We start from the raw sequence: 26,244 nt of genomic DNA on the forward strand, positions 1-26,244 counted from the left end.
GAATTTGTTCAAATACAAGATTTCCTCTAATTAATTCAAATCAAAAAATTCAATAAATTAATTAAAGCTTAATTAATAAAATCTAACTTGTATTAAATATAAAATAATTTAATTATTTAAATTAAAACATATTACTTAAAATACATGACTAACAAGTATTAATTGAGTAAAATTAATCTAAATCACCAATTAACTATTATGGACGTGAGTATATGGGAAACACCACTGGAAAAATGTTCGCTGTTACTACATTTGGTTCTAGCCATGGGCGGGCTCTGGGTGCAGTAGTAGATGGATGCCCCGCAGGACTGGAGTTAAGTGAAAACGATATTCAAATTGAATTAAACAAGAGAAGGCCCGGGACAAGCCAGCTTACCACATCCCGTGGGGAAACTGACAAAGTAGAGGTTCTTTCAGGCATATTTGAAGGTAAAACTGATGGAACACCGATTACTGCTGTAGTTTATAATAAAGACGCTGATTCATCTGCTTATGCCAATTTGAAAAATAAGCCACGACCAGGGCATGGCGACTACTGCTGGATTAGTCGTTATGGAACTTATGATTACCGAGGCGGTGGCAGAGGAAGTGGTAGAAACACCATAGGCCATGTAATTGGTGGTGCAGTGGCCAAAAAGATTTTAGAGACACTGGACATTAAAGTTGTGGGCCATGTAACTCAAGTAGGAAAAATAACCGCAGATACTGTTAACTTAAATCTAATTGAAGAATATTCACAAACCAATCCTGTTCGCTGTGCAGATAATGCAGCGGCCCAAAAGATGGAAAAACTTATACTTGATACAAAAAAAGAAGGAAATTCTGTGGGTGGAATAGTAGAAACCATTGTTTTAGGAGTTCCTGCTGGGCTGGGAGAACCAGTTTTTGGAAAACTAGATGCTGATTTGGCCGGGGCTTTAATGGGAATTGGATCAGTAAAAGGAGTAGAAATAGGATTTGGGTTTAAGGTTCCGGAATATACTGCTAAAGAAATAAATGATGAGTATTATTTAGATGATGGAAAAGTTAAAACAACTACCAACACCTCAGGAGGTATTTTAGGAGGTATGAGCAATGGGATGCCCATAATACTACGCATGGCTGTTAAACCTACACCATCCATTTCTACATTACAGAAAACTGTTGATTTAGAATCAATGGAAGATGCTGAAATAGAAATAAAAGGCCGGCATGATCCGTGCATCTGTCCACGAGTTGTTCCCGTTGCAGAAGCCACAGTGGCCATGTTAATGGTAGATCACCTGATTAGAAGTGGATTTATTCACCCCTGCCAGATTTAATCATTTTATTTTCTAATATTCTATTTACAATGATTATTACACACATTAACCTATTCATCATATTACTTTTGATTAATTTTAAAAAAATAAGAACTAAATAGGTCCCAATACCTCCATAGCCATTATATTTGAGCAAAAATACTAATCTAATTTAAAATAAATATATAATGATATAGTAAAACTTTTAAATAATGGATACAAACTCGATTATAAAGTATTATTAAAATCAATAATATATTTGAATAATACTTATTTTGATGGTTAAATAAGTTAAATCAATTAAAATAACCATATTATGATAATAAATTAGTTTTGTTATGCTATTTTCAATATTATAATATAATAATCATTAATTAACGATTAAAAGTGACAAGATAGACTTGGTGGGGGACCATGAAAAAAAAGATTCTTATTGTGGAAGATGAAGCATTAACTTCAATGGAACTAGAGGCAAATCTCCAAATATGGGGTTACAAGCCATTATTAGCACCAGCAGGTCAGGAAGCAATTGAACTAGCATTAGAACACCACCCAGAACTTATTTTAATGGATATTGTTTTAGAAGGTGAAATGGATGGTGTAAAGGCTATAGAAAAAATCAAAGAGAGTTATGATGTACCTGTGATTTATTTATCTGCTTATAATGATGAAAAAACTCAAGAAAGGGCCAAATATACTCTCCCCCACAGTTTTATTAGCAAACCTTTTGATCGTCACGAATTAAAATTTGCCATAGAACTGGCCTTAACCAAAAGCGATTTAGAAAAAAAGCTTAAGGACAGTGAAAAACGTTACCGTTTGCTGGCAGATAATTCAACGGACCTTATATCCATTCATGATAATCAAGGTTTAGTCCAATATGTTTCACCGTCTTGTGAGTTTCTTTTAGGTTATAAAGCTGCAGAAATCATTGGAAAAGATTGTACTAATGTAGTTCATCCAGAAGAACAGAAACTTGTTGAAGAATCTTTCTCTAAACTATCAAAAACCTATGACAGTCTTACTATTGAATTTAGGATCTTAAAAAAAGATGGAAATTATGTCTGGATAGAAACAACTAGCAAAAAAATCATAGATAAAGATTCTGATTTGATCCAGATTATTGCCACTAGTAGAGACATCTCATTAAGAAAAAATGTTGAAGAAGAACTTAAAGAGTCTCTTGAAGAGAAAAAAATGCTTATTCGAGAAGTTAATCATCGAGTTAAAAACAATTTAATGGTTATTTCCAGTTTATTGAATTTACAATCAAGATACATTGATAATGAAGAAGCTAAGCAAATTTTAGAAGATAGTCAAAACAGAGCCCGCTCTATGGCTTTAGTTCATGAAAGACTTTATAAATCCTCTGATTTAAAAAATTTAAACTTTGGAGAATATGCTAGTTCAATTGCCACCGATCTCCTACGGGGGCATCAAAACAAAAATAAAAGTATTAAATTAGAGCTCTCATTAGAAGATATACTTTTAGATGTCAACATATCCATACCTCTGGGTCTAATACTGAATGAACTGGTCGTAAATGCATCAAAACACGCTTTTTCAGAAGATACGATAGGCACCGTGCAGATAAAGCTAAGTAAAAATGAACAATTTGTAGTTCTTGAAGTTTCAGATAATGGAATGGGACTTCCTGAAAGCTTTGATATAAGTAATATTAACTCGCTTGGTTTTGAGATAGTGAATACATTAGTGCGTCAAATTGCTGGAAAATTAACTATCCAAAGTGAAAATGGAACTCAAATAAAAGTTGAATTTAAAATTTAATTAATTTTAGAATAGATATTATTAAGAGAAAGATATTATTATTTGTTGCATTTTTCATTTTTCAAGAGGTGTGGCCACACATCTCACGTTCTTTTCAGTTTTGTTGCAAACTCTTGCTTGACATGAACTTTTTTGCTTATGCCAATCATGATGAGTACAATTTTCATGAGGACATTTGTATGAATCTTGACACATACATATCCTTTTTAAACATTACTCCCATTTTATCTGCTACCTATTATTTAATTAATAATATAACTAATTTTTTGACTAATTTTTACAATTAGCGTTTTATTATTGATTGTTATTAATTATTATTAAACTAAATTATATTATGCGAAAAATAAATTTATAGATAATAAATACATAGCCTAAAAAAAATTTATTTTAAGCCTCGAGCGGGAATTGAACCCGCGGCCTCGGGATTACGAATCCCGCGCTCTACCTACTAAGCTATCGAGGCATTGAATCTTATTTTGTATTAGTTTTTTAAATATATATTTATTATACAGATATTATCCATATTAATGTTTATTAAATAAAAATAGAAAATTAATTCTTCACAACTGTTCGTGAAAATCCTTATTTTGGCGTATAATTTTATTCCCACTTAAAATTCATCCAAGTTTTGCTGTGAATATGAAAATTCATCCAAATCAATTTTCATCCCATCTCTGGCTGCTAAAACTCTAACCCCTGTTTCATCACTGATTCGACGGGCCTCCTCTTCAGGATTATTCATTATCATTTTCATTCCTAAATGAGTCATAATTGCCATTTTAGGTTTAACTTCATTTATCAATTTAGCGAAATCATTGGCACACATATGGCCCCGAATCCTTTCAGCATGGGGCCTAATAACACTTCCAATTAATATATCTGCACCCTCATGATACTTATGTAATTTATCAAAGTATTCAGTATCTGAAGTGTAGGAAATAGTTAGATTTTCGTCTTGTATTCGGAAGCCCACACAAGTTGGATCTCCATGAACAGTTTTAGTGCCCCTAATCTTCAAATTATCCCATTTTATTAATTTATTTGCACCTAGAATAGACACATCGGGTTTATTAAGGTGATAAGATGAAATACATGGGCCCCATTCTTTATATCCTTCAATAACGCTCAGGCTACCTAAAACAACTCCTTTTTTTCGAGTCATTCCCTTAGTGAATGCCTCAATTAAAACCTCTGCATCAGTGTAATGGTCTGTGTGTGAGTGAGAAACCATAATACCATTTAATTTAAGAGGATCTAATCCAAATTGGTAGCTCCTTACCAATGCTCCAGGCCCAGGATCAATGTGGATATTTTTGCCATCAATATCATCTATTCTAAATCCACCAGTCATCCGTTTCTGGGTAATGGTAGCGAAATCGTCCACCACCACTTCCCAAGAAATTAAGTTCCATTTCTTACACCCATTAATTTGTTTTGTCTTATAAAAAGCCTTTGATTAATTAATCCAGTTAAAAATGGACATAATTTTTAAATTAACTTCAAATAAGATTTGATTTATGCTATTTAATGTAAATCTATGTATTTAATGTAAAATTATATAAAAATATTTATTTTAATTAATATTATAAAATTATATTGCATTATTAATAATAAAATTTTGTGTTAGTTTCTGAAATAATCTTACCTAATTTATTCTGTTTTACAAAGTATAACATCGCAGCGAAGTGCTGAATTATTGCGTTTTAGACAAAGGTTTTCATTTTCTATAACTGCCACATCACCCACCAAAACATCTTTAGGTTCATCAGAATACATCAAAACTTTTTCACCAGGCAGGGCCACCGGTTTCCACCTATTGTCAAAAGCCCTCACATTTTTACCTAAAATAATTTCCAGCAGTTCTTCATCAATAGAGACCACACGCCCAATTTCCCCTCCAGTGAGAATATTAGAGGCCAATTTAATGGATTCTGCCTTTTCTAGAAGGTCATTTTGAAGTTTTTCTCTCCATTTTTTGAGAAGTTTAACATCCCGCAGTATAGTTTCTCTTAATAACTTTTGAGCTTCCTTTTTGTCTAATTTAGGATGTTTTATAAAAATGTCGTTTTTCGAGCTAATTGATGGTGAAACTTTAGCCACTTCAGACATTACTTCTTTAAAAATGTCAGATATCCCATTTAAGGTTGTTTTATTTTCCCATCGCTTTGTAATAATTTCATTGGCCATTTTTTTAGTTATCTTATTTCCAAAAACAACTATGGAACTTTCACCTTTTTCCATTTTAGCTATGTCCGAACCTAATAACTCCACAAGTTGATAGCCATTAGTTGTTCCATAAATACGCCGCCGTTTAGTTTCAAATGGGCTTTTAACACTTACTTCACCAACGACAACCTCTCCTACACTGCGAACTTTACAAACATCATCACTAATTTTAAGGGTTATTCCCAAATCTAATGCTCTTGCCTGCAATTCGTTATCATTAATAATTGCTCCAGCATACAATTCTTCTTCTAACTGTTCCCTATTAGATTTATCTCCAAAGTAAGCAATTCTTCTCTTGTCACCAGCAATTACGCAACCTTTACTGCCAATATAAGACATTATAAGACTCATGAAAACACATCCATACAATTATTATTCATTATTTTAGATTATTCATTATTTATTAGTATTATAAATTTGTTAAACCAATATTAGGATAAAATAATATTAGGATAAAATAATATTAATGATAAAATTTTATTTAAAAATTCTTGATCTAAATCATAGATTAATAAATTAAATAAATTTGAATTAATTATTTCACCATGGTAAATAGTTTCTATCTCTATTTTAAGTTCTGTAGTTTTTATATTTTTCATTTCAGAGGGATAAATAATGATACATTTATTTAAATTTAACTACAAATTATTAACAATTATCATTGGGCAATAATGTGGACAATATAAGTATCCGGCCAATTATGAATTTAAATAAAGCCAAAAAATTAGAATTTATCTAATCAAATAGAAATATATAAATGGATGTTAAAAAATGGGGCAGTATGTAGCTCTAATTAGAGGAATAACTCATTCTAACCCCAATATACATAATAATAAGTTAAGGAGTCTTTTTGAAGATATTGGTTTTCAAAATGTTCAGACAGTTCTCTCCAGTGGTAATGTCATATTTGAAAGTCAAACCTCAAATACAGCTGAAATCGAGGATATAATTGAAAAATCACTTCCAGAACAGCTAAATTTTACAAGTACCACCATTGTTCGTAGCAGAGATGAATTACAATCTATTTTTAATTCAGAACCATTTAATGGCCGGAGGGATACTTCTAAATGCAAATTAAATGTCACTTTTTTAAAGAATAAACCTAACAACAATATTGAATTCCCATATCATTTTAAAAATAATGGCTTTGTCCTTTTGGGAATACAGCATAATGCTATTTACAGCATAGTTGACTTAACTAAGACGAAAAAACCGAATTTAATGCGCTGGATGGACAAAGAATTCAGTAAAAATGTGACCACCAGAACTTGGAGAACGATTAATAGGATTCTCAAAAGACTTGATGAAACCTAATTTAAACATTCCATTATCATTTCAATTATTATACCATTTTGATCGTCCAAATTGATTATAATTAATAATTATTCCGTTTTAACACTTTAAATTATTATTATTATTATTATTCTATATAAATTAGATTTTAGAATCTATTGAGGAATAAAAATGTCTTACCCGGATCGAGAATCAAAAAATAAGTACCAAAATAGATTAATTGAAGAAAAAAGCCCCTATCTCCAACAACATGCGTACAATCCTGTGGATTGGCATCCATGGGGTGAAGATGCATTTAATAAAGCAGAAACAGAAAACAAGCCCATTTTTCTATCAATTGGATATTCAACTTGTCACTGGTGTCATGTAATGGCCCATGAATCATTTGAAGACCCTGAAATAGGCAAACTAATTAATGAAGTATTTGTTCCCATTAAGGTCGATCGAGAGGAAAGGCCAGAGATAGATAATATCTACATGAATGTGTGTCAAATGATGACGGGAAGTGGTGGCTGGCCATTAACCATAATATTAACCCCTGAGAAAAAACCTTTTTTTGCAGGGACTTATTTTCCCCGAGAAAGTCAATACGGACGTATAGGCCTTAAAGAACTCATTAAAAAGATACAAGTTTTATGGGATGAAAATCCTCAGGAAGCTATGAAGTCGGCAGATAAAGTTGTTGCCGTGTTAAAGCAGATTTCTGAAAACGTTCCAGGTGCACTTCTCAGTGAGGAAATTTTTGACGAAACCTATCAATCCCTGGAAGAAAGTTTTGATTATGATTATGGTGGTTTTGGGATGATACAAAAATTCCCAAGCCCTACTAATATTTTTTTCTTATTAAGGCACTGGAAGCGGACTTTAAATCCAAATTCTTTAAATATGGCCATAATTACACTGAATAACATGTATTATGGTGGAATTCACGACCATATAGGGTTTGGTTTCCACCGTTACACCATAGACCCTCAGTGGGTGGTTCCTCATTTTGAAAAGATGTTATATGATCAGGCCTTGATTTCTATGGCTTACTTAGAGGCATTTCAAGCAACTGGAAATATGCTCTATCAAAATATTGCCAAAGAAGTTTTTGAATATGTAATTCGAGATATGCAATCACCCCAAGGTGGTTTTTATTCGGCAGAGGACGCCGACAGCAAAGGGGTGGAAGGTAAATTTTACCTATGGAGAAAAAGCGAAATAGATCACCTTTTAGGAGAGGATGCTCCTTTAATCTGCGAATTATTCAATATTTCGACTTTCGGAAATTTTGAAGAAGAATCTACTGGAAAACAGAACGGAAAGAATATAATCCATTTAAAAAATTCTTTAAAAGATTTTGCTAATGCAAAAGGCCTTGAACTTGATGATCTAACAAAAACTGTTGCCCGATGCCTGGAAAAACTTTTTAATCATAGGAAAAATCGAATACATCCCCAAAAAGACGATAAAATCCTGACTGACTGGAATGGACTCATGATTGCAGCCTTAGCTCGTGGATTTAATGTTATAGGGAATAAAAAGTACTTAGAATCCGCTCAAAAAGCTGCTGATTTCATTTTAAATAATTTATATCAAAATGGAAAATTAATTCATCGATATAAAGACGGAGAATCAGCAATTGATGGGAATTTAGATGATTATTCATTCCTAATTTGGGGTCTGATGGAACTATACTCTGCTACATTTGAAATTAAATATTTAAAATATGCATTTAGTTTAAATGAAACTCTGGTTAATCATTTTTTAGATGGAAAATCAGGAGGATTCTTTTTTACTTCAGATGATGCAGAAGAAATAATTTTAAGGAAAAGAGAAAGTTATGATAGTGCCATTCCATCTGGAAATTCTGTGCAGATGATGAATTTATTGAAAATGGCCCATATAAGTGAAGATGAGTCCTTAAAAGAAATGGCCTTGGGAATAGAGCATTATTTCACCGAAAAGATAAAAAGATCCCCTTTAGCCCATACCAATATGATAAATGCTATTGATTTTAGATTAGGGTCATCTTATAATGTTGTTGTGGTTTGCAACAACAAAAATCAATCCATGATAATGCATGAAAAACTTAGAGCAGATTTATCTATAAGATATATTCCCAATCTTACAATTATGGATATAACTCCCACTGAAACAAAAGAAGAAAATTCTAAAGAGAATGGTAGTTTACAATTGCCATTTGAAGTTTCAGAATCCTTAAAAGCTAAAAAATCTCCGGAAAATAAATGTACATTTTATGTATGTAGTGATAAAGATTGTAAACCTCCTTTAACTGAAATTAAGGAATTATTAAAAGTTATTGAACAATAAAATTGAGAGCATATGTCCAATACCCATTTATAATATTCAATGAAAAAAAAAAGACTCTGAAGAAGATATTATGTTAATAGAAGATATTTTTAGAAATAATTGATTATTCTAATCTTTTTAACAAAAGTTTTTACTAAAAAATCTTTAAACCCAACCCAATACAGTGCAAAAATTGTAATAAAATAAACTTATAATGCATGAAGAATAAAAAAGGTAATGATAAGAAAATGTTTGAGGTGCATATTATGACAAAAACCATTGAAAATTTGGCCAAAGCATTCATTGGAGAGAGTCAAGCCCGTAACAGGTATACACTGTATGCCAAAGTTGCTAAAAATGAAGGGTTCGAGCAGATTTCTGAAATTTTCCTTGCCACAGCAGATAATGAGCGAGAACATGCCAAATGGCTCTTTAGACTAATTCAAGAATTAAGGGAAGCTGATGAATCATTAGAAGATTTAACTGTAGAAGCAGAAGCCCCACTTATCTTGGGAACCACTGATGAAAATCTTATTGCTGCCATTGGTGGAGAACACTACGAAAATACAGTGATGTACCCGGAATTTGCGGCCATAGCCAAAACAGAAGGATACCCAGAAATTTCAGAGCGATTATTAGCCATTTCTAATGCAGAAGAACATCACGAAGCTCGATACATGAATTTATTGAAATTAGTGGAAACTGGAACTGTTTACAATAAAAAAGAAGAAGTTACATGGATTTGTCGCAAGTGTGGATATTTCCATCAAGGAAAAAAACCTCCAGTTAAATGTCCGGCCTGTGATCATCCTTCCAAGTACTACCAGATACTCAGTGAAACTTACTAGCTTTGATAAGTACATTTAATTCAAATAAGCTGAAATTACCCTATTATTAAATTTTAAATACTAATAAAATATTGAAATTAATTAATTGGAGAAAAGAAAATGGTTGAACTTAATCAAATTTACAGATGTAATGTTTGTGGAAACATGGTTGAAGTTGTTAAAGTAGGCGGTGGAGAATTAGTTTGCTGCGGACAACCAATGGAACTTTTAGTAGAGCGCCAGACTGATGTAGGCCCTGAAAAACACATTCCAATTGTTGAGAAAACAGAAAATGGAGTAATAGTTAAAGTAGGTGAAGTTCCACACCCTATGGAAGAAAGTCACTACATCCATTTAATAGAAGTTATTGTAGATGGAAAAGTTTACAGAAAAACATTGAATCCGGGAGATGAACCTTCTGCCGAATTTGAATTAGAAGAAGATGAAATTAAGGATTTAAAAGTTAGGGAATACTGTATAATCCACGGCCTATGGCATGGTTAATCAAATTTCAATTATTATTTTTCCTAGCCATATTTTTTCTAATTAATTTTTTATTTTTTAATTTAAGTTTTTTGAAAACAATTTAAATTCTTTATTTAAATAAAATTTTAAATTTAAAAAAATTACATTTTCATTCAAAATAAGGTTCACAATTTAATTTATAAGAAATTATTTTATAAAATGACTATGAATATTACTTATTTTAGTATAATGTTCATAATTTTTAAATATCATAAAAAGAAGAAGTGGAATAGATGAAGACCAAGTTCATGATTCTAATTATTCTCATTGCTATAACATTGATCTGTGGATGTACTCAATCAGATATCACTAAAATTGATCAATTGAGTTCTCAGATAAATAGCCACCTCCAGAAAGGAGATGATTATTACAATCAATCAGCAAAAGACATTAACAACGGCGAAATTAATGCCAGTCTAGATAAGTGCGATAGTGCATTTACCGAGTATAATTCTGCAAGAACTTTAACCTCCCAGGCACAATCTTATGCTCAAAGTGCTCAGGATGATGTTTATATTCAATATTTACAGCTTGTTTTATCAGAAATAGATGCTAAATTAAATGCCACCTCTGAACTTAGAACTGCAGGACAGTTGTTCCAAACAGGAGATAATGAAACTGCAAATAGTAATTTACGTTCTGCTAACAGTATGATGGTAAATGCTCAGGATTTCCAAAAACAAAAAGAGCAGATGGTTAAAGAAAATCCAAACAAATTCAAATAAAAATTTTTAGTTAATTCTAAATTTTTAGTTAATTCTATATTAAAAACTAATAGAATTAACAAATATTTAAAATAGTATATAGTCAAATGACTATACTAATAATCAATAAAACATAATATTATATTAAATATAAAATTTAATAATATATAATTCAATTAATTTATTTTGATTAATAGATTACATTAATAAATTCAATTAATTAGCTAATTTTATTAATTAGATAAATTTTATAAATCATTTTTTAAAATATGAGGAATAACATGAATAAAACTTGTATAGGATGTAAAGGGAAAGGTTATGAAGTTACAGGCCACAAAGAATGTGATGCTTGTGGCGGAACGGGTTATGCATCTTCTGAAGATGTTAAAAGCCATTTTAAAGGAGTATCTACTAATGCTCGCCAGCGATTTGACCTGGAAGAGGATCATGACGTCCCCTGTGAAGTATGTAAAGGAAAAGGGGAAATTGAATTACATGAAAGCTGTCCTGTTTGTAAAGGAGCAGGAGAAATAAATGTTTGTAGGGAATGTGGTAAAATTTTAAATAACGATACTGAATACTGTGATGATTGTAAGGACAAAAAAGAAATAGTTTACGTCCTTCAAGCAGCTTGTGAGATGTCTGATCTGGAAATAGGATCTGCTTACAAAGGAAAAATTACTCGAGTAGAAAAATATGGAGTTTTTGTAAGTCTCTCAAATCAAGTATGGGGATTAATGAGAACTGGAGCTTCTGGTTACAATGTAGGGGATGAAATATTTGTCCGAGTCATCGAATTAAAGCCTCAAAGAAGAGAAGTGGACTTAGGACCTGCCAACATAAAAGGAGATTATGAACTGGTTACACTTAAAAAGAATCTGGCCCGTACTTTAATTGGAGATATAACTACTAAAACTCTGGGAAGAAATGTAAGAATAGTGGGAGAAGTAATTCAGATTCAACAGACCTCCGGACCTACTATATTCACCATATCTGACGAGACCAGCACTACTTGGGCTGCCGCCTTTGATGAAGCAGGAGTTAGAGTCTATCCGGAAATAGATATGGGCGATATTGCGGAAGTAATTGGTGAAGTTAACCAGCACAGTGGAAAAATCCAGATTGAATCTCAATCTATTGAAGGCCTTTCCAGCGAAGAATCAGAGGAAATTAGAAAGCTTATTGATGCAGCAATTGATGAGAAGGCCCAGCCTGAAACCACTGCAATTCTGATTGAAAGTGAAACACTGGAAAAGCTACGGCCAAAAATGAAAGAAGCCGCTCACGCCATTAGAAGAGCCGTATTTGACGGAAGATCAATCCTAGTTAGGCACCATGCCGATGCAGATGGAATCTGTGCTGGTGTGGCCATGGAAAAAGCCGTGGTTCCTTTATTAATAGAATTGAATCACAATAGCGATGCTGAATGGCATTACTTTAAAAGGGCTCCGAGTAAAGCACCCTTTTACGAATTAGAAGATGTTGTTAAGGATTTATCCTTTGCACTGGAAGATTTCGAACGCCACGGCCAAAAATTACCATTAATAGTTCTCCTGGATAATGGATCCACAGAAGAAGACATTCTGGCCCTGATGAAGGCCAAAATATACGGCATTGAAATAGTGGTAATTGATCACCACTTCCCTGGAGAAGTCATAGATGGTAAAGTGCAAGTTGATGAATACGTGGATGTGCATGTGAACCCATATTTAGTTGGTGGAGACTCTCAAATCACTGCAGGTGCACTTTCTGTGGAAGTAGCTAAAATGGTGAACCCCGATGTCACTGATAAAGTTTTACACTTGCCTGGAATTGCAGCCGTGGGAGATCACGCCCGTTCTGATGAGGCAAGCCAGTACATAAAACTGGCCGAATCAAAAGGTTACAATTTAGAAGATTTGGAAAAAATAGCCCAATGTATTGATTTTGAAGCATTTTATCTGCGATTTATGAATGGTAGAGGCATTATCGATACCATTCTCAATTTGGAAAACAAGGACAAACACGAAAAGCTTTTAAATGCATTGTATAAAGAATTTAACAAACGTGTTGCAACCCAATTGCGTGCTGCCTTACCAAACTTAAAATCCAAGGAATTAGATAATGGAGTTCTCTTCAATGTACTGGATGTAGAACTTTACGCCCACCGGTTTACCTTCCCTGCTCCTGGAAAAACCTGTGGATTTGTCCATGATGCTATGGTACAAAAACACGGCGAAGAGCGCCCTATAGTCACCTTGGCCACTGGACCGGACTTTGGAGTTATAAGGGCTACCGATGCAGTTAATGAAAAATTCGGCTTCAATTTAAATGAAGTGGTTAGGAAACTGGCAGATGCCATTCCTGAAGCTGGAATTGATGGTGGAGGCCACGAATGTGCCGGTTCCCTAAAGTACCTGGAAGGATTGTCTGATAAGGTTTTAGGGGCCTTTGCAGATGAAATAGCGGATTTAAAGGATTAATATCTTAGATGAAATTAATTTTTTAATCTTTTGAATTCTATTTTACATTATCTTCATTTTCATTTGATTTTTTTAAGTGTATTTTTTAAACTTCTTTTAGTCCAATTTTAAAACTTATTTTACTATTTTGATTTTAAATTACCCATAATTCATTAAATTAATTAAATAGTAATCTAAATTAAATATAATAAAATTTAGATTAAGATTTATTATTATTTTAATTTTTATAATCAAAAAACAAAATAAATCTTATAATATAATTTAGCGATAAAAATGGAGTCCGTGGCCCTTTCTTTAGCAATAATCATAATACTGGGATTGGTATTTACTAAGGGATTTGAAAAAATCAAAATGCCTGGTTTTTTTGGAATGTTAATCCTGGGAATTTTAATAGGGCCCTATTGTTTCAATTTAATTAGTAGCAATTTAATGAATATTTCACCAGACATCCGAATCTTAACACTCATAATTATTCTCCTGCGAGCTGGTTTTGGTATAAATAAAGATTCCATCCATAATGTGGGCCTTTCGGTAGTTAAGATGAGTTTTATACCCAGCTTACTGGAAGGTCTGACCATAATGGCAGTGGGCCATCTTTTACTGGGAATTCCACTTTTAGAGTCAGCCATGTTAGGATTCATTGTGGCCGCTGTATCTCCGGCAGTTATAGTACCCCAAATGCTTTCTTTTATTGATAAAAAAATCGGTACCTCAAAAGGAATACCTAATCTGATTCTGGCCAGCGCTGCCCTGGACGATGTAATAGTTATTGCCGTCTTTACAGCCATTATGGGAATCTATGGAGGATCTTCCATAAACATTGCTGGAGAAATCTTATCTATACCCATTTCCATCGTTTTAGGCGCGGTAATTGGTTTTATAGTTGCATTAGTTACTCTGACCATATTTAGAAAGTTCGATATTCACAATACTGAAAAAGCATTGCTGGTACTGGCCTTTGCCATAATATTAAAGAATATAGGGGATTTCTCAACACCTATAATCCCCTTGGCCGGGCTGGTAGGAGTTATGGTTCTCAGTTTCGTGATTATGGATCGCCGAAGTGATTTAGGAGTTCCATTATCCCATACTTTCAATAAAATATGGATATTTGCTGAAATACTAGTATTTGTACTGGTAGGATCTCAGGTAAATCTTCTATTAGTTTGGAATTATACTTTAATTGGTATTTTAGTGCTTTTAATAGGTTTAGCTGCCCGTAGTGCTGGAGTTTATATCTCACTTATGGGAACTGAATTTAATTTAAAAGAAAAACTATTCTGCGTGGTTTCATTCATACCTAAAGCCACGGTACAAGCCACCATAGGGGCCATACCCTTGGCCGCGGGTGTGGCCTCTGGGGAGCTGATTCTGGCCATTGCTGTTTTATCAATATTGTTTACTTCACCTTTAGGGGCCCTGGCCGTGCGGTATGTGGGTAAGAGTGCTTTTGGAGTTGAAGAAGTTAAATAATTTAAAATCATCTTCAATGAAAAACTTTTTTAAATAAACTAATGCTTATTAATTGATAATAGAAAAAATGCTTTCAAATCTTTAATTTTAGATGATAGATTTTAGAAATATACATTATTTAGAAAAAACATACTATTATATTATAATTTAAAACCTTTAGATTACGGAGATAAAAAATGACTGATAACGATAAACTTTTAAAAATAGAAAATAGGGCTGATGAGATTTTAAAAGAACATAATGGCGTTTATATTGAAAAAAGATTATATAGTGCACTAATACTGGATTTCCCAGATTTATCAAGGCCTGATTTTAAGAAAGTTCTAAATAGATTGGTTGAAGAACGTTATTTCTTGGAAAGGAACCTTATAAGGCCACAAGCAGAACATAGTTCTAAAAAATCAGCTAAAAGATATGATGAAGATAAAGAATCTGGAAAAGGAACTGCTGAACAACAAAGAATTCCAGATAAAAGGATCTAATAATATTTGAAATAATATTTAAATAACTATTTTTTTTGATTATTTAAAATTTTAAATGAAAAAAATGAGGTTTAATAATAGTCAAAAACCTCTATATTCCATTTATCTAAATTTGCAGCTATTGTTTTAAGATAATAAGTGCCAGAACCAGCGTTTATAAAGAATTCATCAGTTTCAGTGTTTTTATCAAAACTATCAATAGCTCCTTGGCCAGAATAAGATGCTGTTTCACCTTCTGGATAAACATATACTGAAAAAAGACCATATTCTAAGCTTTCTGTTTTGGCTGTAACTTTTAACTTAAATTTATCTCCTTTAATTTGGAATGTGTCGGTATCTTTATCCCCAGTACCTGTGAAAGTTGCTACACTATGCCACGTTGGAGAAGAAACACCACTTGTCGTATTAGTTGTAGTTGTGGGCTCATCTAAAGAAGTATTTGTCACATTAGATGTATTTTGATCAGGTGATAACATTCCAAATATCCCAACAATCAATATAAGGCCTATACAACAAACTCCAAATATACTCAATACTTTAACACCAGAATTTTGCTGACTCCACCAACCCTGCAATCCTTTAGCTTGTTTATCAACTTGATGATCCTTATTCACACTTTTAGTCAATTCTATTCCACAATTATCACAGAACTTATTTTGATCAGTATTTTCCTTTCCACATTTAGGACAATAAACCATAATTAACCCCCATTAATATTATTTTAAAGTATTTAATGAATATTGCAAGACCAATTCCTGCAATTAAACCTGAAAAAAACCTTAATGTATTGTTACTTTCTCTGAAACCGATTAATTGAGTTAACCCATCGATAAATGTAGGAATTATTAATAATAAGGCAGTTATCATTAAAGTTAAGTCATAATTAATATAATAAAACATAGCTAAAACGAAATAAGAAAAGGCCGCAATATACATTCCAATGCATCGAGAACAAACTGGAAAGTAATATCCTCTAATTTTAAAAGTCCGATTAGGTAAACGGTGACAGATGTACACTTTTGAAAGATTTTTAGATTCTTCAGACAAAAATTGATTATTCATTATTAATCTTTAATAGATTTAAATATAATATCATTTTTTATTACATCTAAATAGAAAAATATGTCCATATTATTTAAATTGAAAATACTAATAAATTAAAAATCAGTCTTCTTTTTCATTTTCTTCCTGATTCAAAATACCCTGATAATAATCACAAATCTCAGCAATGGGACATTCCTCATGCTTGGGCCCTATGGGCCTGCAAATATCTTGGCCAAACTGTACCATGAGGTCATTTAATTCAATCCAGAACTTTTTAAGAACAACTTTTTCCAGTTCACGTTCAGTTGCATCAGGGTCTTTTGTATTTACTAGACCGATTCTATTAGAGATACGGTGCACGTGAGTATCTACGGGAATGGCTGGCTTTTCAAAGGCATAAACCAGAACACAATTGGCGGTTTTACGGCCCACACCTGGAAGTTTTAAAAGTTCATCCATGGTATCTGGAACAATCCCTTCGTATTCATCCAGTAAAATATTAGAAACTTCTTTTATTCTTTTGGATTTGACTCTAAAAAATCCTGCTTTTTTAACCAGCTTTTCTAATCTTTCTTGAGGAGCTATGGCCACATCTTCCATATTAGGGTACTCAGCAAATAATTCTGCACTGGCCTGATCAGTATTTTCATCTCGAGTCCTTTGGGAAAGTATGGTTCTAATTAAAACACGGTAAGGATCTTTATCTTCAAAAACTCGAAGATTATAAAGAACTCTAAGCTCATCCATTATAGTTTCAATACGTTCTGGAATTTTAACACCACATAATTAATAATTAATTTAAATTAATTGTTTTTAAGTTCAATTATTTTATTATTTAATCTCATATCTATTAAATTAAATAAATAGTAATAAAAAAAATGGTTTAAAACAAATATAAAGAATAAATGTATTTTAAAAGTAATTATAAGAAATTAAGATAGTATTTAAGTGTTTTTTAAAAGTATTTTAAGATTAATAATTATTTAAATCTTCTCTAACAGTATTTCCAGGCCGTATCTTAGCCCTGCCCCATTGGTAGCAATTGTGGGAACGATTTCTGCACTACAAGTAATTGAAAGTTTTTCATTAGATAAATCCTGTTTATTGGCAAAAATGACATAAGGAACATTACCTGATTCCAGTTTAGACATTATTTCCGATTCCATGTCTGTAACTCCACGGCAATTATCCACCACCACTATGGCACCATCTAAACCTGTAGAAAGTATCTCCCGCATGAATTTAAATCTTTCCTGGCCTGGAGAAGCAAAAAGGTGTACTTTTTCTCCATTAACATGTGTATTTCCATAATCCAGGGAAATAGTGGTTCCATTGTACTCCACATTAGTTTTCTTTTCGCAAAGATTATCTAAGGTCGTGGTCTTTCCCGAATCAAATGCTCCGAAAATGACTATTTTAGTTTCTTTTTTTCTACCGTTCATGTTCCCATCCTTAAAGATTTATGAAAAATGAGATATTATTAGTAGCCTAAAAGCCCCCACCAATTAACTACTCCTTAACTAATAATAAAATAAACTTTATCTTTTATATAATTTGTTACTAATCACTCTTTAGAGTGAAATCCAATGTTACACCTTTAATTATATTTTTATATCTAAAATCTACTGAGTAAAATCTACTGAGAAGATAAAGAAATTACTTGAATTTTAGGGGAGAATATAGAATAAGTTAGATTGAGAAGTTATATTTAAGAATTGATTTTTAAAAAATTATTTAAATAAATTAATAATTTTTAAACTTCATTTTTCAAATTTTATAATATGTTTTCCAGTAGTATTTTAAGTCCAATTCCTATCAAAATTAGGCCACCCAGAATCTCTATTTTATTTCCAAATAGATGGCCCACATTTTTCCCAATATAAACTCCTATGAATGAAAGAACAAATGTTACTAGCCCAATGATTATAATCGGCGTGATTATGGAAATGTTTAAAATAGCAAAGGTCACACCAACGGCAAAGGCATCAATACTGGTTGCAATAGAAAGAACCAATAAGTCTTTAAGTGAAAAAAATTTACATTCTTCTTCTGATGAGAAACTCTCATAAATCATTTTGATACCGATTGCAGCTAAAAGTATAAATGCGATCCAGGGAGCAACTGTAGAAATAAGACTTTGAAGTTGCATGCCAGAATACCAGCCCAGTACTGGCATTATTGCCTGAAATCCTCCAAAAAATATGGCAATAATTAGAGCGTACTTAATATTACATTTTAAAGTTAATCCTCTGGTAATGGAAACACTGAAGGCATCCATGGCCAGCCCTACTGCTAATAAGAATATAGAAATTAAATCCATGTTAAAAACTCTTTAAATTAATTATATTATTTTAATTATCTATTTTTTGTATTTTTTATGGGTAATAATAACTATGAAAGCTATTATCAATCCAATTAAAACCAGATCTTCTGAAATACCCATTTTAGGCCCCAAAGAAGAGTATAAACTTCCAAACTGCCAGGCCACAAATCCTAAAACAAAGGCCTTAACCAGAGTCCCTAAAAAAGTTACATAAATATATTTTTTAATATCAAATTTAATGAAACCACAAAACGCACTTATGACTACGCTGGGGAAAATAGGAATAGCCCAGGTCATAAATAGAAATAAAAGCAGTGAATTACTTTTTGAGTATTTTTCCTCGGTTTTTTCTATTTCTTCCCAGGATAATCCTATAAATTTGCCCCATCTATCAACAAATGGCTTACCAATTTTATATACTACACCATAAATAATTAAAGCACCAATAGTGACTCCAAAGGCAACTGGCAGCGCTATGAATAAAAATAGTTTTTCTAATGAAAAAAATGAAACTTGAGAATTCCCCATTATAAAAAAACTGGATCCCATTATAACTGCTGTGGAAGGAATAGGAGCAATAATCTGTTCCAGAATGCTGGCAAAAAAGATTCCTAATGCGCCATAACTTATTATAAAATTTTGTAAAAGCGTTGTTAGTTCTTCAAGCATGAATTAAGCCCCATTGAACAATATTAAATTGGTATTTGATATTGAATCCAAATAAAATGAATTCAAACCCTATTATTTATTAAAAGAACTGATCATTATTTGAGAGTTTCATTACATTATTTACAATTTCAGATATTGATATTGAAATCTCTTAATTATTTTTTTTACTCTTTATCCCAGATTGATTTATATTTTAAATTAAAAAAGAATAAAAAAGAGAGAAGGAAGAAACTCCATTTAGATCTATAAAATAATATAAAATAATTATAAAATTTAAAAGTTTATTTTAGTTCCATATTACATCCTAATTTATTCATAATGGCCGGATAATTCGGGAATGAAACATCATACACACCCGCATTTTCTATTTTAACCCCAACTTTAAGGCCTATTAAACTTAAGGCCATTACCAGGCGGTGATCACCATGAGATTTCACCACACCGGATTTAACTCCACCTTCAATAATCATACCATCCTTTTTTTCCTTGACCTTAACTCCCAATTTAGTCAGTTCCTGGGTACAAGTACTGATACGATCTGTTTCCTTGAATCTGGCGTGTTCAACCCCACTAATTGTAGTGGTGCCTTGGGCCAGGGCCCCTAATGCAGATAAAGTTGGTAAAAGGTCAGGAGCATTGTGCAAATCAATATTTATCCCATTTAATTCACCATTGCCTTTGACCACAACATTATCCTTATTGATTTCTACATCCGCACCCATCTGTGAAATAATGTCTAAAATAACTTTATCTCCCTGTTTAGAATCTTTAAATAGGTTTTTTATAGTTAATTCCCCATCAGATATTGCTGCCGCCCCAGCTAGATATGATGCAGATGAATAATCTCCCTCTACCGTGTATTCTGTGGCCTGGTATTCTTGAGGTTTGACTGAAAATATTCTATCAGAAGAGTTATAATCTGCTTTAACTCCGAATTTACTCATAACATGGCGAGTCATATCTACATAAGATTCAGAAATAAATTCTCCCACGATTTGCAGTTCTACAGGTTCTTCAGCAAGAGCACCAGCAATGATAATGGATGAAATGAATTGTGAGCTTACATTTCCTGGAATTGAAGTTTTTCCTCCCTTAAAGCCACCTTGAACAATAATAGGAGGACGTCCGTTGGCCCTAGAAGACACTGCTGAGACACCTAACGGTTCCAGAGCATCAAGCAAGTACTGCATAGGCCGGGTCCTTAAAGAACTATCGCCCGTGAATACAGAGTGGTTTGGAGCGAGTCCAGCTACTGATGTCATGATACGCAGAGTTGTTCCCGAATTTTTGACATCAATCACATCTTCCGGAGTTTTTAAGATTCCATCAACTCCATCTACCACCCACTGACCATCAATTTTTTGGATATTGCTTCCGAAAGATTCACAAGCGTTTAGAGACGCTAAAGTATCTTCTGAAGATAAAGGATCATTCAAAAAAGATTTTCCATTGGCAAGAGAAGCTATAATTACTCCTCGATGAGTATAACTTTTGGAAGGAGGTGCTTTAACTACTCCTGAAATTTTTGAAGATTTTTTGACTACAAGCTCCATTTTCCCACGCTTTAATATGATATTAAAAATTCTATCTCGAAATTTATAAAAGATTTTATTAAAAGACAATTTAGGAATAATTTAATTTAAATTATCATTATATAATCTTCCTAAATATCTAATTTATTATCTAATAACAATTTCCAATACAATATCCATCTTTTCAGGATGTATAATCTCTACTTTTTCCCCAGTTTTGCCTACTGACTCTTTTTTCATAGTCATGTAATCTTCGGTAATTTTATGGCCTTCAATGATGATTTCTCCATCATTTACCAGGGTTTGGGCGATTTCCTGAGGTTCTCTAGATTGTAAATATCCTAATATCTTAGGAGCGTCTCCCTTAAATTCCGGGCCAATTTTACTCATAAGTGGGGTGATTTCCACCACAATCTCCTGAGTATCTGGTTTTCCAGTTTCCAGTTTCAAATCCAGAATATTGAGAGTTCCTTTAATATCCATTAATAATGGTTCAATCTCTTCATAAATTCCAGAATTGGTAGTATAAATAATAGTTGACTTCAATTGAGCATTTAAAGGTATTTTAGAGGATGATTTAAACCTTCTAAGCTCTCCAATTATTTCCACTCCCACATCGCCCTGTTTTTCCATCTCAGCATTGATTAAATCAGTTTGAACTTCAGGCCAGGAAGTTTGATGGATACTGGAATCATATCCTAAATGTTGATAAACTTCTTCTGTAAAGTGAGGAGTTATAGGGGACAATATCTTTAATGAAGTTTCAACCACCGTTTTTAAGGTGTACTGAGCTGCCTGTTTTGATTCAGGGCTGGCTTTATCCCCATAAAGCCTGTATTTAACCGATTCTATGTATTCATCACAGAAATCGTGCCAGATAAAGCTCTGAGTTTTATTGACTACTTGGGCGAAGTTGAAATTTTCCATGGCCTCAGTTGAATCCAATACTAATTGATTGAGCTTAGATAAAATCCAGCTATCCATGGGGTTAAGATTCTGTTTAATCTGTTTTTCTTCCCCATCAAAGTCAAAAATATGCATACTGATAAATCTAAATGCATTCCAGAACTTTCTCAAAAATTTATATCCATATTTAACATCTTTCCAGGCAAAAGGAACATCAGAACCAGGCACACTGTTGGAGGCCCATAATCGGAGTGCATCTGTACCATAATCTTCTAAAACGACTTCTGGAGCAATTACATTGCCTCGGGATTTACTCATTTTATGACCGTCTTCACCGAAAACCATACCATTAACCACAATTTGAGAGAATGGTTCTTTTCCAGTGAGTGCTTTGCATCTTAAAGTAGTGTAAAAAGCCCAGGTCCGAATAATATCGTGTCCTTGTGGCCTTAAATCTGCAGGGAAGTAATTTTCATAAATAGGATCTGGCCATCCAGCAATGGATAAAGGAGATATGGAACTGTCCATCCAGGTATCTAAAACATCTTCTTCACCTAAAAACTCACTGCAACCACATTCACATGGGTTTTTTGGTTGTTTTTGAGTGGGATCAATAGGAATCATTTCCGCAGATGCTACATGAACTTTCCCACAGTCTTTACAGTACCATACTGGAATTGGTGTGGCAAAAATCCTCTGACGGGAAATACACCAGTCCCATTCCATAGATTCCGACCAATTAAGTAATCTAATTTTCATGTGCTCAGGAATCCAATCCATAGTATTGGCTGCTTCTTCTACTTCTTTGGAGAGTTCTTTTACAGCTACAAACCATTGTTTTTTGACTAAAATTTCAATAGGAGTTTTACATCTCCAGCATTGGCCAACATTCTGGTCTACATTTTCCTTTTTAACTAAAAATCCTTCTTTTTCCAGATCTTCAATGGTCTGTTGTTTACATTGAGGCATGGTGAGTCCCTGATATTTTCCAGCAACTTCAGTCATTATTCCTTTCTCATCAATGGCCTCTATAATATCCAGATCATATTTATTGACCCAAGAAACATCTGTTTTATCACCAAAGGTACAGATCATGACTGCTCCCGTACCAAATTCCGGGTCTACCTCAGTATCCGTGATTATTTTTACGTTCCTGCCGAATATAGGGATTTGAACTTTCCTACCAGTTAAATCATGATATCTTTCATCATCTGGATGTACTACCACCGCCACACATGCAGATAAGAGTTCTGGACGAGTAGTAGCAATCATTACTCCTTTTTCGCCGTCTTCTGCCGGAAACTCCAAGTAGTTTAAGTAAGTTTCATTTTCCTGATATTCTACCTCAGCAAAGGCAATAGCCGTCTCACAACGAGGACACCAGTTAACTGGGTGAATTCCCTGGTAAATCAGGCCCTTTTCAAACATTTTAAGGAAAGATAACTGGGTTTTGTGCATGTATTCTGGAGTCATGGTTACAAATTCCCTGCTCCAGTCCTGTGAAAATCCCATGGACTGCATCTGAGTTTTCATCATAGCAATATTGTCCCGGGTCAAATCTACACACATCTGCCTAAATTCTTCACGAGAAACGTCATTTTTCTTAATATTATTGGTTTCTTCCACTTTCACTTCTGTGGGAAGGCCGTGACAATCCCATCCTTGTGGAAACATCACATCGAAACCTTTCATCCTTTTAAAACGAGCATTCATATCAATGTAAGCCCAGTTTAAAACGTGGCCCATGTGAATAGAACCAGTAGGATATGGTGGTGGGGTGTCAATTATGTATCTAGGGCGGGTTCCATCACCAATGAACTTGTGAAGTTGATTTTTTTGCCATGTTTTCTGCCAATATTCTTCTTTTTTGTGGTCGTAATCCTTTGGAATATCATCAACTGTCATTTTCCTCTCTCCTGAGGTATTTTGAATATATTCGTAAATATAACTATTTTTTAGATATAAAAAAGATTTTATTCTCTAATAAAACTTTATAAACCTTGTTAAATACGTTTAATAATAAAAAATCCATTATTTTAATAATTTATATTGTTTAAATCAATTATATAATAGTTTAGTTTAAAATCTTTAAAAAATAAAATATAGATTATGTAAATTAATTAGTTTAACTACTCATACCTAATGCTTAGGTTGAATATGTATCTATTGATTTTAAATGATTTTAAATAATTATACATTGCCTCCTAAAATATCTGAAATATATTTTTTATTCTTAATCTCAATCTCGGTCCAAACAGGAGGGTGGTTAAAATGTCCTAATTCAACTATTTTCTCAATTAATTCGAATATCGGTCTTTTTAATAATAGTTTATTTTCAGTTTCTTCATATTCTTCGAATAAATTTTCAAATAGGGCCCTTACAACATCTCTTTTATTTTTGGAGCCTCTTTTATTTTTCTTATGATTTAATCTATCATCTATTTGTTTAATCCCTTCTTCATTTTCTCGAATTTCTTTAATCTTATTAATATCAATTTCATCATCAAGAACTTGATTGATAGCTAGCAACAGTTCTTCGTCAGAAAAATTAGCTAATTCAAAATTATTCCCGTAATAAGGAGCATTATCATTTGTAATGCCCCAAAGATATTTCCATTCATCAGGAACATTATAATTTTTTCCTTCAAATATTATAGGTTCTTCAGCCTCTAAAAAATGTTTTACATTACCTTCATTGTCAGATACGAAAAAGGGAATAATCTGCCACTTTTCCAAATTGTAACTTATAAAAGAAGTCCAATTTGAAATAATTATATTAGTTTTCTTTAATTCTTTAATTAACTTACTAAGATTATTTTTTTGATTTGGGCTTATAAATTGCTTCCTACATTCTATTTCTATGTTTCTTATACTGTTTTTTAATTTTTTAGCATTTTTAGACGTTGATAATAACTGATCAACCCCTTTGAAATTTACAATTTCGATACCGTGGTTTTCTGGATAATCCGAATACCATTCAAATATTTTAGGGAAAAACTCTTCTTCAGTTTCTCCCTCTACAAAAACCATGACGCGAGGTTGGTAATCTAAATTAAAATCGTTAGCAAGATAAAACAGTCTTTTATACTTATCATGATAATAATTCTTGTTTTTTTCGGGATCCGAATACCATTTGGTCCTTAGTTGTCTTAGTAACCTACCTTGCCCATCCATTTCAGAAGGATCGAATCTTAAAATATCATCTGGAGAAATATTAGTTATTTCATCAATATCAAGAATTTCTCTTCCACAATAATCCTGAATAAACCGTTTAAGCATTGATGCCCACTGTAAATACTCAATTCCTAATCTAACAGTTCCTTCAAGTCTATCTTTTTCATCCCATCCAATGCTTTTCCATAATTGTATCCAGTCATCTCTTTTGATTCCAAGTATTTCCTCAGTTTTTCTTGAAAAATTCCAGTATAAGTTAACAATTTCTTGGATTATAAATCCCGAAACATCTAATACTATTTTGGGGTCAAAATTATTCCTTTTTTCATGCCAATTTCCATCCATAACACTAATAGTTTTAGAACTGGATCTACCATATGGCACATATATGGATTGTATTGATAATAAAAATTCTAAAATTTGCTCAAATTGTTCATACTGTTTATTTAAACATTCCTTTTTTATTTTAAAATCGAAAAAATTTTTAAAGATTTTATCTTCAGCCATTGATTTATATTTGTCATTGAATTCGTCGATTTTTTTGATTGAAAAACTTCCAGAATTGGCTCTTATGCAATGTGAATTTGAAGAAACTTTAATTTCTTCTCCAGCAAAATTAATTGTTACTGTGAAATCTTTTTTAAGTATTTCAAGCCAATAAATTTGAAAATAAGAATAATAAGTTACTATTTTTTCATTTCCATTGCTTAAATTCTTGCCTTCAAAAGAAGACCATTTTTGAAATGGTTTTGTTTTAGGATCAAATAAGTTACCTTCCTCCATCAAGTGTAACAAATTTTCTTTATCTCTATTGGAGAATCCATAAGAATAATAATGATCTCTCATATATCTTTCAATTTCTACTTCACCATCTAATAAACCATTATTAGAAGGTCTACACTTAGGTTCACCCTCAACATCCTTAAATTTCACCCATTCTTCTTCTAAAATTGGCCTATCAATTCTAAAAATAGGATAAAATAATCCTTCTTTTTCAAAGAATTCTAATTCTTTTTCATTGGTTTCTATTCCTCTTTTTTTACAATAGTCAATAAATTCTTTAGTTTTTAATGGATAATTTTGCATATATTTTTCTTCTTCAATAAAAATTCTAAGGAAACTTTTTTGCATATTTAACCCTCCCAAATGAGATAATCATCTGAATCATGACACATATTAATTAGTTATAATATATTATTATCTTCCAATTAAAGTAATTCTTTACATAATTATTATAATCC

The 26,244-nt window shown here is 32.5% G+C and carries 22 protein-coding genes and 1 tRNA gene; 10 read left to right on the top strand and 13 right to left on the bottom strand.

The window, feature by feature from the left end:
* Positions 1-212 precede the first annotated feature (212 nt).
* Both aroC and Q7I96_04035 read left to right on the top strand, forming a co-directional pair.
* Positions 213-1,301 carry a chorismate synthase gene (gene aroC / locus Q7I96_04030; protein MDO9626782.1) on the top strand — a complete coding sequence of 363 codons (1,089 nt, stop codon included), beginning with the start codon at positions 213-215 and terminating at the stop codon, positions 1,299-1,301.
* A gap of 393 nt (positions 1,302-1,694) precedes the next feature.
* A complete protein-coding gene (locus tag Q7I96_04035) occupies positions 1,695-3,068 on the top strand; it encodes a histidine kinase dimerization/phosphoacceptor domain -containing protein (GenBank protein ID MDO9626783.1) in 1,374 nt (457 codons plus the stop codon).
* A gap of 54 nt (positions 3,069-3,122) precedes the next feature.
* Here Q7I96_04035 and Q7I96_04040 read toward each other — a convergent pair whose 3' ends face one another.
* The 4 genes from Q7I96_04040 to Q7I96_04055 form a co-directional block, all read right to left on the bottom strand.
* The gene (locus Q7I96_04040; GenBank protein ID MDO9626784.1) at positions 3,123-3,263 is read right to left on the bottom strand and encodes a hypothetical protein; all 141 of its coding nucleotides are present in this window, start codon (positions 3,261-3,263) and stop codon (positions 3,123-3,125) included.
* Positions 3,264-3,458: 195 nt separating this feature from the next.
* Positions 3,459-3,531, bottom strand: a tRNA-Thr gene (locus Q7I96_04045).
* A 147-nt stretch (positions 3,532-3,678) separates the two neighbouring features.
* Positions 3,679-4,455: an MBL fold metallo-hydrolase gene (locus Q7I96_04050; protein MDO9626785.1), complete on the bottom strand. Its 777-nt coding sequence runs from the start codon at positions 4,453-4,455 to the stop codon at positions 3,679-3,681.
* A 263-nt stretch (positions 4,456-4,718) separates the two neighbouring features.
* Positions 4,719-5,645, bottom strand: a complete 927-nt coding sequence (locus Q7I96_04055; GenBank protein ID MDO9626786.1) for a DUF2121 domain-containing protein — start codon at positions 5,643-5,645, stop codon at positions 4,719-4,721.
* 420 nt (positions 5,646-6,065) lie between these two features.
* On the opposite strand from Q7I96_04055, the gene Q7I96_04060 reads away from it, so the two are divergent.
* The 8 genes from Q7I96_04060 to Q7I96_04095 all read left to right on the top strand — a co-directional run bounded on the left by Q7I96_04060 (position 6,066) and on the right by Q7I96_04095 (position 15,355).
* Complete coding sequence (locus tag Q7I96_04060) at positions 6,066-6,608, top strand: DUF1697 domain-containing protein (protein ID MDO9626787.1); 543 nt, start codon at positions 6,066-6,068, stop codon at positions 6,606-6,608.
* 150 nt (positions 6,609-6,758) lie between these two features.
* Positions 6,759-8,903, top strand: coding sequence for a thioredoxin domain-containing protein (locus tag Q7I96_04065; protein ID MDO9626788.1), 2,145 nt, complete (start codon positions 6,759-6,761; stop codon positions 8,901-8,903).
* Between the two features lie 245 nt (positions 8,904-9,148).
* A complete protein-coding gene (locus Q7I96_04070; GenBank protein ID MDO9626789.1) occupies positions 9,149-9,730 on the top strand; it encodes a rubrerythrin family protein in 582 nt (193 codons plus the stop codon).
* A gap of 99 nt (positions 9,731-9,829) precedes the next feature.
* The gene (locus Q7I96_04075) at positions 9,830-10,213 is read left to right on the top strand and encodes a desulfoferrodoxin (protein MDO9626790.1); all 384 of its coding nucleotides are present in this window, start codon (positions 9,830-9,832) and stop codon (positions 10,211-10,213) included.
* A gap of 254 nt (positions 10,214-10,467) precedes the next feature.
* Positions 10,468-10,959: a hypothetical protein gene (locus Q7I96_04080; GenBank protein MDO9626791.1), complete on the top strand. Its 492-nt coding sequence runs from the start codon at positions 10,468-10,470 to the stop codon at positions 10,957-10,959.
* 260 nt (positions 10,960-11,219) lie between these two features.
* Positions 11,220-13,400 carry a DHH family phosphoesterase gene (locus tag Q7I96_04085; GenBank protein ID MDO9626792.1) on the top strand — a complete coding sequence of 727 codons (2,181 nt, stop codon included), beginning with the start codon at positions 11,220-11,222 and terminating at the stop codon, positions 13,398-13,400.
* Positions 13,401-13,673: 273 nt separating this feature from the next.
* Positions 13,674-14,873, top strand: coding sequence for a cation:proton antiporter (locus Q7I96_04090; protein MDO9626793.1), 1,200 nt, complete (start codon positions 13,674-13,676; stop codon positions 14,871-14,873).
* 176 nt (positions 14,874-15,049) lie between these two features.
* Positions 15,050-15,355 (top strand): hypothetical protein, encoded by a 306-nt coding sequence (locus Q7I96_04095; protein MDO9626794.1) that lies wholly within the window; start codon positions 15,050-15,052, stop codon positions 15,353-15,355.
* Positions 15,356-15,426: 71 nt separating this feature from the next.
* On the opposite strand, the gene Q7I96_04100 is transcribed toward Q7I96_04095, so the two are convergent.
* The 9 genes from Q7I96_04100 to Q7I96_04140 form a co-directional block, all read right to left on the bottom strand.
* Positions 15,427-16,053: a zinc ribbon domain-containing protein gene (locus Q7I96_04100; GenBank protein MDO9626795.1), complete on the bottom strand. Its 627-nt coding sequence runs from the start codon at positions 16,051-16,053 to the stop codon at positions 15,427-15,429.
* A complete protein-coding gene (locus Q7I96_04105; GenBank protein MDO9626796.1) occupies positions 16,037-16,417 on the bottom strand; it encodes a DUF2085 domain-containing protein in 381 nt (126 codons plus the stop codon). Before Q7I96_04105 ends, Q7I96_04100 begins: the two co-directional genes overlap by 17 nt.
* A 102-nt stretch (positions 16,418-16,519) precedes the next feature.
* Complete coding sequence (nth, locus tag Q7I96_04110; protein MDO9626797.1) at positions 16,520-17,146, bottom strand: endonuclease III; 627 nt, start codon at positions 17,144-17,146, stop codon at positions 16,520-16,522.
* Between the two features lie 236 nt (positions 17,147-17,382).
* Positions 17,383-17,841 (bottom strand): GTP-binding protein, encoded by a 459-nt coding sequence (locus Q7I96_04115; GenBank protein ID MDO9626798.1) that lies wholly within the window; start codon positions 17,839-17,841, stop codon positions 17,383-17,385.
* Positions 17,842-18,173: 332 nt separating this feature from the next.
* On the bottom strand, positions 18,174-18,719 hold the full coding sequence (locus Q7I96_04120; protein MDO9626799.1) for a manganese efflux pump MntP family protein: 546 nt from the start codon (positions 18,717-18,719) through the stop codon (positions 18,174-18,176).
* A gap of 39 nt (positions 18,720-18,758) precedes the next feature.
* A complete protein-coding gene (locus Q7I96_04125) occupies positions 18,759-19,391 on the bottom strand; it encodes a VTT domain-containing protein (GenBank protein MDO9626800.1) in 633 nt (210 codons plus the stop codon).
* A gap of 281 nt (positions 19,392-19,672) precedes the next feature.
* Positions 19,673-20,944 carry a 3-phosphoshikimate 1-carboxyvinyltransferase gene (aroA, locus tag Q7I96_04130; GenBank protein MDO9626801.1) on the bottom strand — a complete coding sequence of 424 codons (1,272 nt, stop codon included), beginning with the start codon at positions 20,942-20,944 and terminating at the stop codon, positions 19,673-19,675.
* Positions 20,945-21,070: 126 nt separating this feature from the next.
* Entirely contained in the window at positions 21,071-23,734 is a 2,664-nt protein-coding gene (locus Q7I96_04135) for a valine--tRNA ligase (protein ID MDO9626802.1), read from the bottom strand.
* A 285-nt stretch (positions 23,735-24,019) separates the two neighbouring features.
* Positions 24,020-26,134 carry a hypothetical protein gene (locus tag Q7I96_04140; protein ID MDO9626803.1) on the bottom strand — a complete coding sequence of 705 codons (2,115 nt, stop codon included), beginning with the start codon at positions 26,132-26,134 and terminating at the stop codon, positions 24,020-24,022.
* Positions 26,135-26,244: the final 110 nt, after the last annotated feature.

The organism is Methanobacteriaceae archaeon (genome assembly GCA_030656015.1).
Lineage (GTDB): Archaea > Methanobacteriota > Methanobacteria > Methanobacteriales > Methanobacteriaceae > UBA349.

Bases quoted from the DNA above. Each gene is read 5' to 3' on its own strand.
- Q7I96_04090 (MDO9626793.1), top strand. From the start codon at position 13,674: ATGGAGTCCGTGGCCCTTTCTTTAGCAATAATCATAATACTGGGATTG.
- Q7I96_04105 (MDO9626796.1), bottom strand. From the start codon at position 16,417: ATGAATAATCAATTTTTGTCTGAAGAATCTAAAAATCTTTCAAAAGTG.
- Q7I96_04125 (MDO9626800.1), bottom strand. From the start codon at position 19,391: ATGCTTGAAGAACTAACAACGCTTTTACAAAATTTTATAATAAGTTAT.
- Q7I96_04065 (MDO9626788.1), top strand. From the start codon at position 6,759: ATGTCTTACCCGGATCGAGAATCAAAAAATAAGTACCAAAATAGATTA.
- Q7I96_04060 (MDO9626787.1), top strand. From the start codon at position 6,066: ATGGGGCAGTATGTAGCTCTAATTAGAGGAATAACTCATTCTAACCCC.
- nth (MDO9626797.1), bottom strand. From the start codon at position 17,146: ATGGATGAGCTTAGAGTTCTTTATAATCTTCGAGTTTTTGAAGATAAA.
- Q7I96_04075 (MDO9626790.1), top strand. From the start codon at position 9,830: ATGGTTGAACTTAATCAAATTTACAGATGTAATGTTTGTGGAAACATG.
- Q7I96_04085 (MDO9626792.1), top strand. From the start codon at position 11,220: ATGAATAAAACTTGTATAGGATGTAAAGGGAAAGGTTATGAAGTTACA.
- Q7I96_04040 (MDO9626784.1), bottom strand. From the start codon at position 3,263: ATGTGTCAAGATTCATACAAATGTCCTCATGAAAATTGTACTCATCAT.
- Q7I96_04070 (MDO9626789.1), top strand. From the start codon at position 9,149: ATGACAAAAACCATTGAAAATTTGGCCAAAGCATTCATTGGAGAGAGT.
- Q7I96_04055 (MDO9626786.1), bottom strand. From the start codon at position 5,645: ATGAGTCTTATAATGTCTTATATTGGCAGTAAAGGTTGCGTAATTGCT.
- Q7I96_04035 (MDO9626783.1), top strand. From the start codon at position 1,695: ATGAAAAAAAAGATTCTTATTGTGGAAGATGAAGCATTAACTTCAATG.
- aroA (MDO9626801.1), bottom strand. From the start codon at position 20,944: ATGGAGCTTGTAGTCAAAAAATCTTCAAAAATTTCAGGAGTAGTTAAA.
- Q7I96_04115 (MDO9626798.1), bottom strand. From the start codon at position 17,841: ATGAACGGTAGAAAAAAAGAAACTAAAATAGTCATTTTCGGAGCATTT.
- Q7I96_04095 (MDO9626794.1), top strand. From the start codon at position 15,050: ATGACTGATAACGATAAACTTTTAAAAATAGAAAATAGGGCTGATGAG.
- Q7I96_04120 (MDO9626799.1), bottom strand. From the start codon at position 18,719: ATGGATTTAATTTCTATATTCTTATTAGCAGTAGGGCTGGCCATGGAT.
- Q7I96_04135 (MDO9626802.1), bottom strand. From the start codon at position 23,734: ATGACAGTTGATGATATTCCAAAGGATTACGACCACAAAAAAGAAGAA.
- Q7I96_04140 (MDO9626803.1), bottom strand. From the start codon at position 26,134: ATGCAAAAAAGTTTCCTTAGAATTTTTATTGAAGAAGAAAAATATATG.
- Q7I96_04080 (MDO9626791.1), top strand. From the start codon at position 10,468: ATGAAGACCAAGTTCATGATTCTAATTATTCTCATTGCTATAACATTG.
- aroC (MDO9626782.1), top strand. From the start codon at position 213: ATGGGAAACACCACTGGAAAAATGTTCGCTGTTACTACATTTGGTTCT.
- Q7I96_04100 (MDO9626795.1), bottom strand. From the start codon at position 16,053: ATGGTTTATTGTCCTAAATGTGGAAAGGAAAATACTGATCAAAATAAG.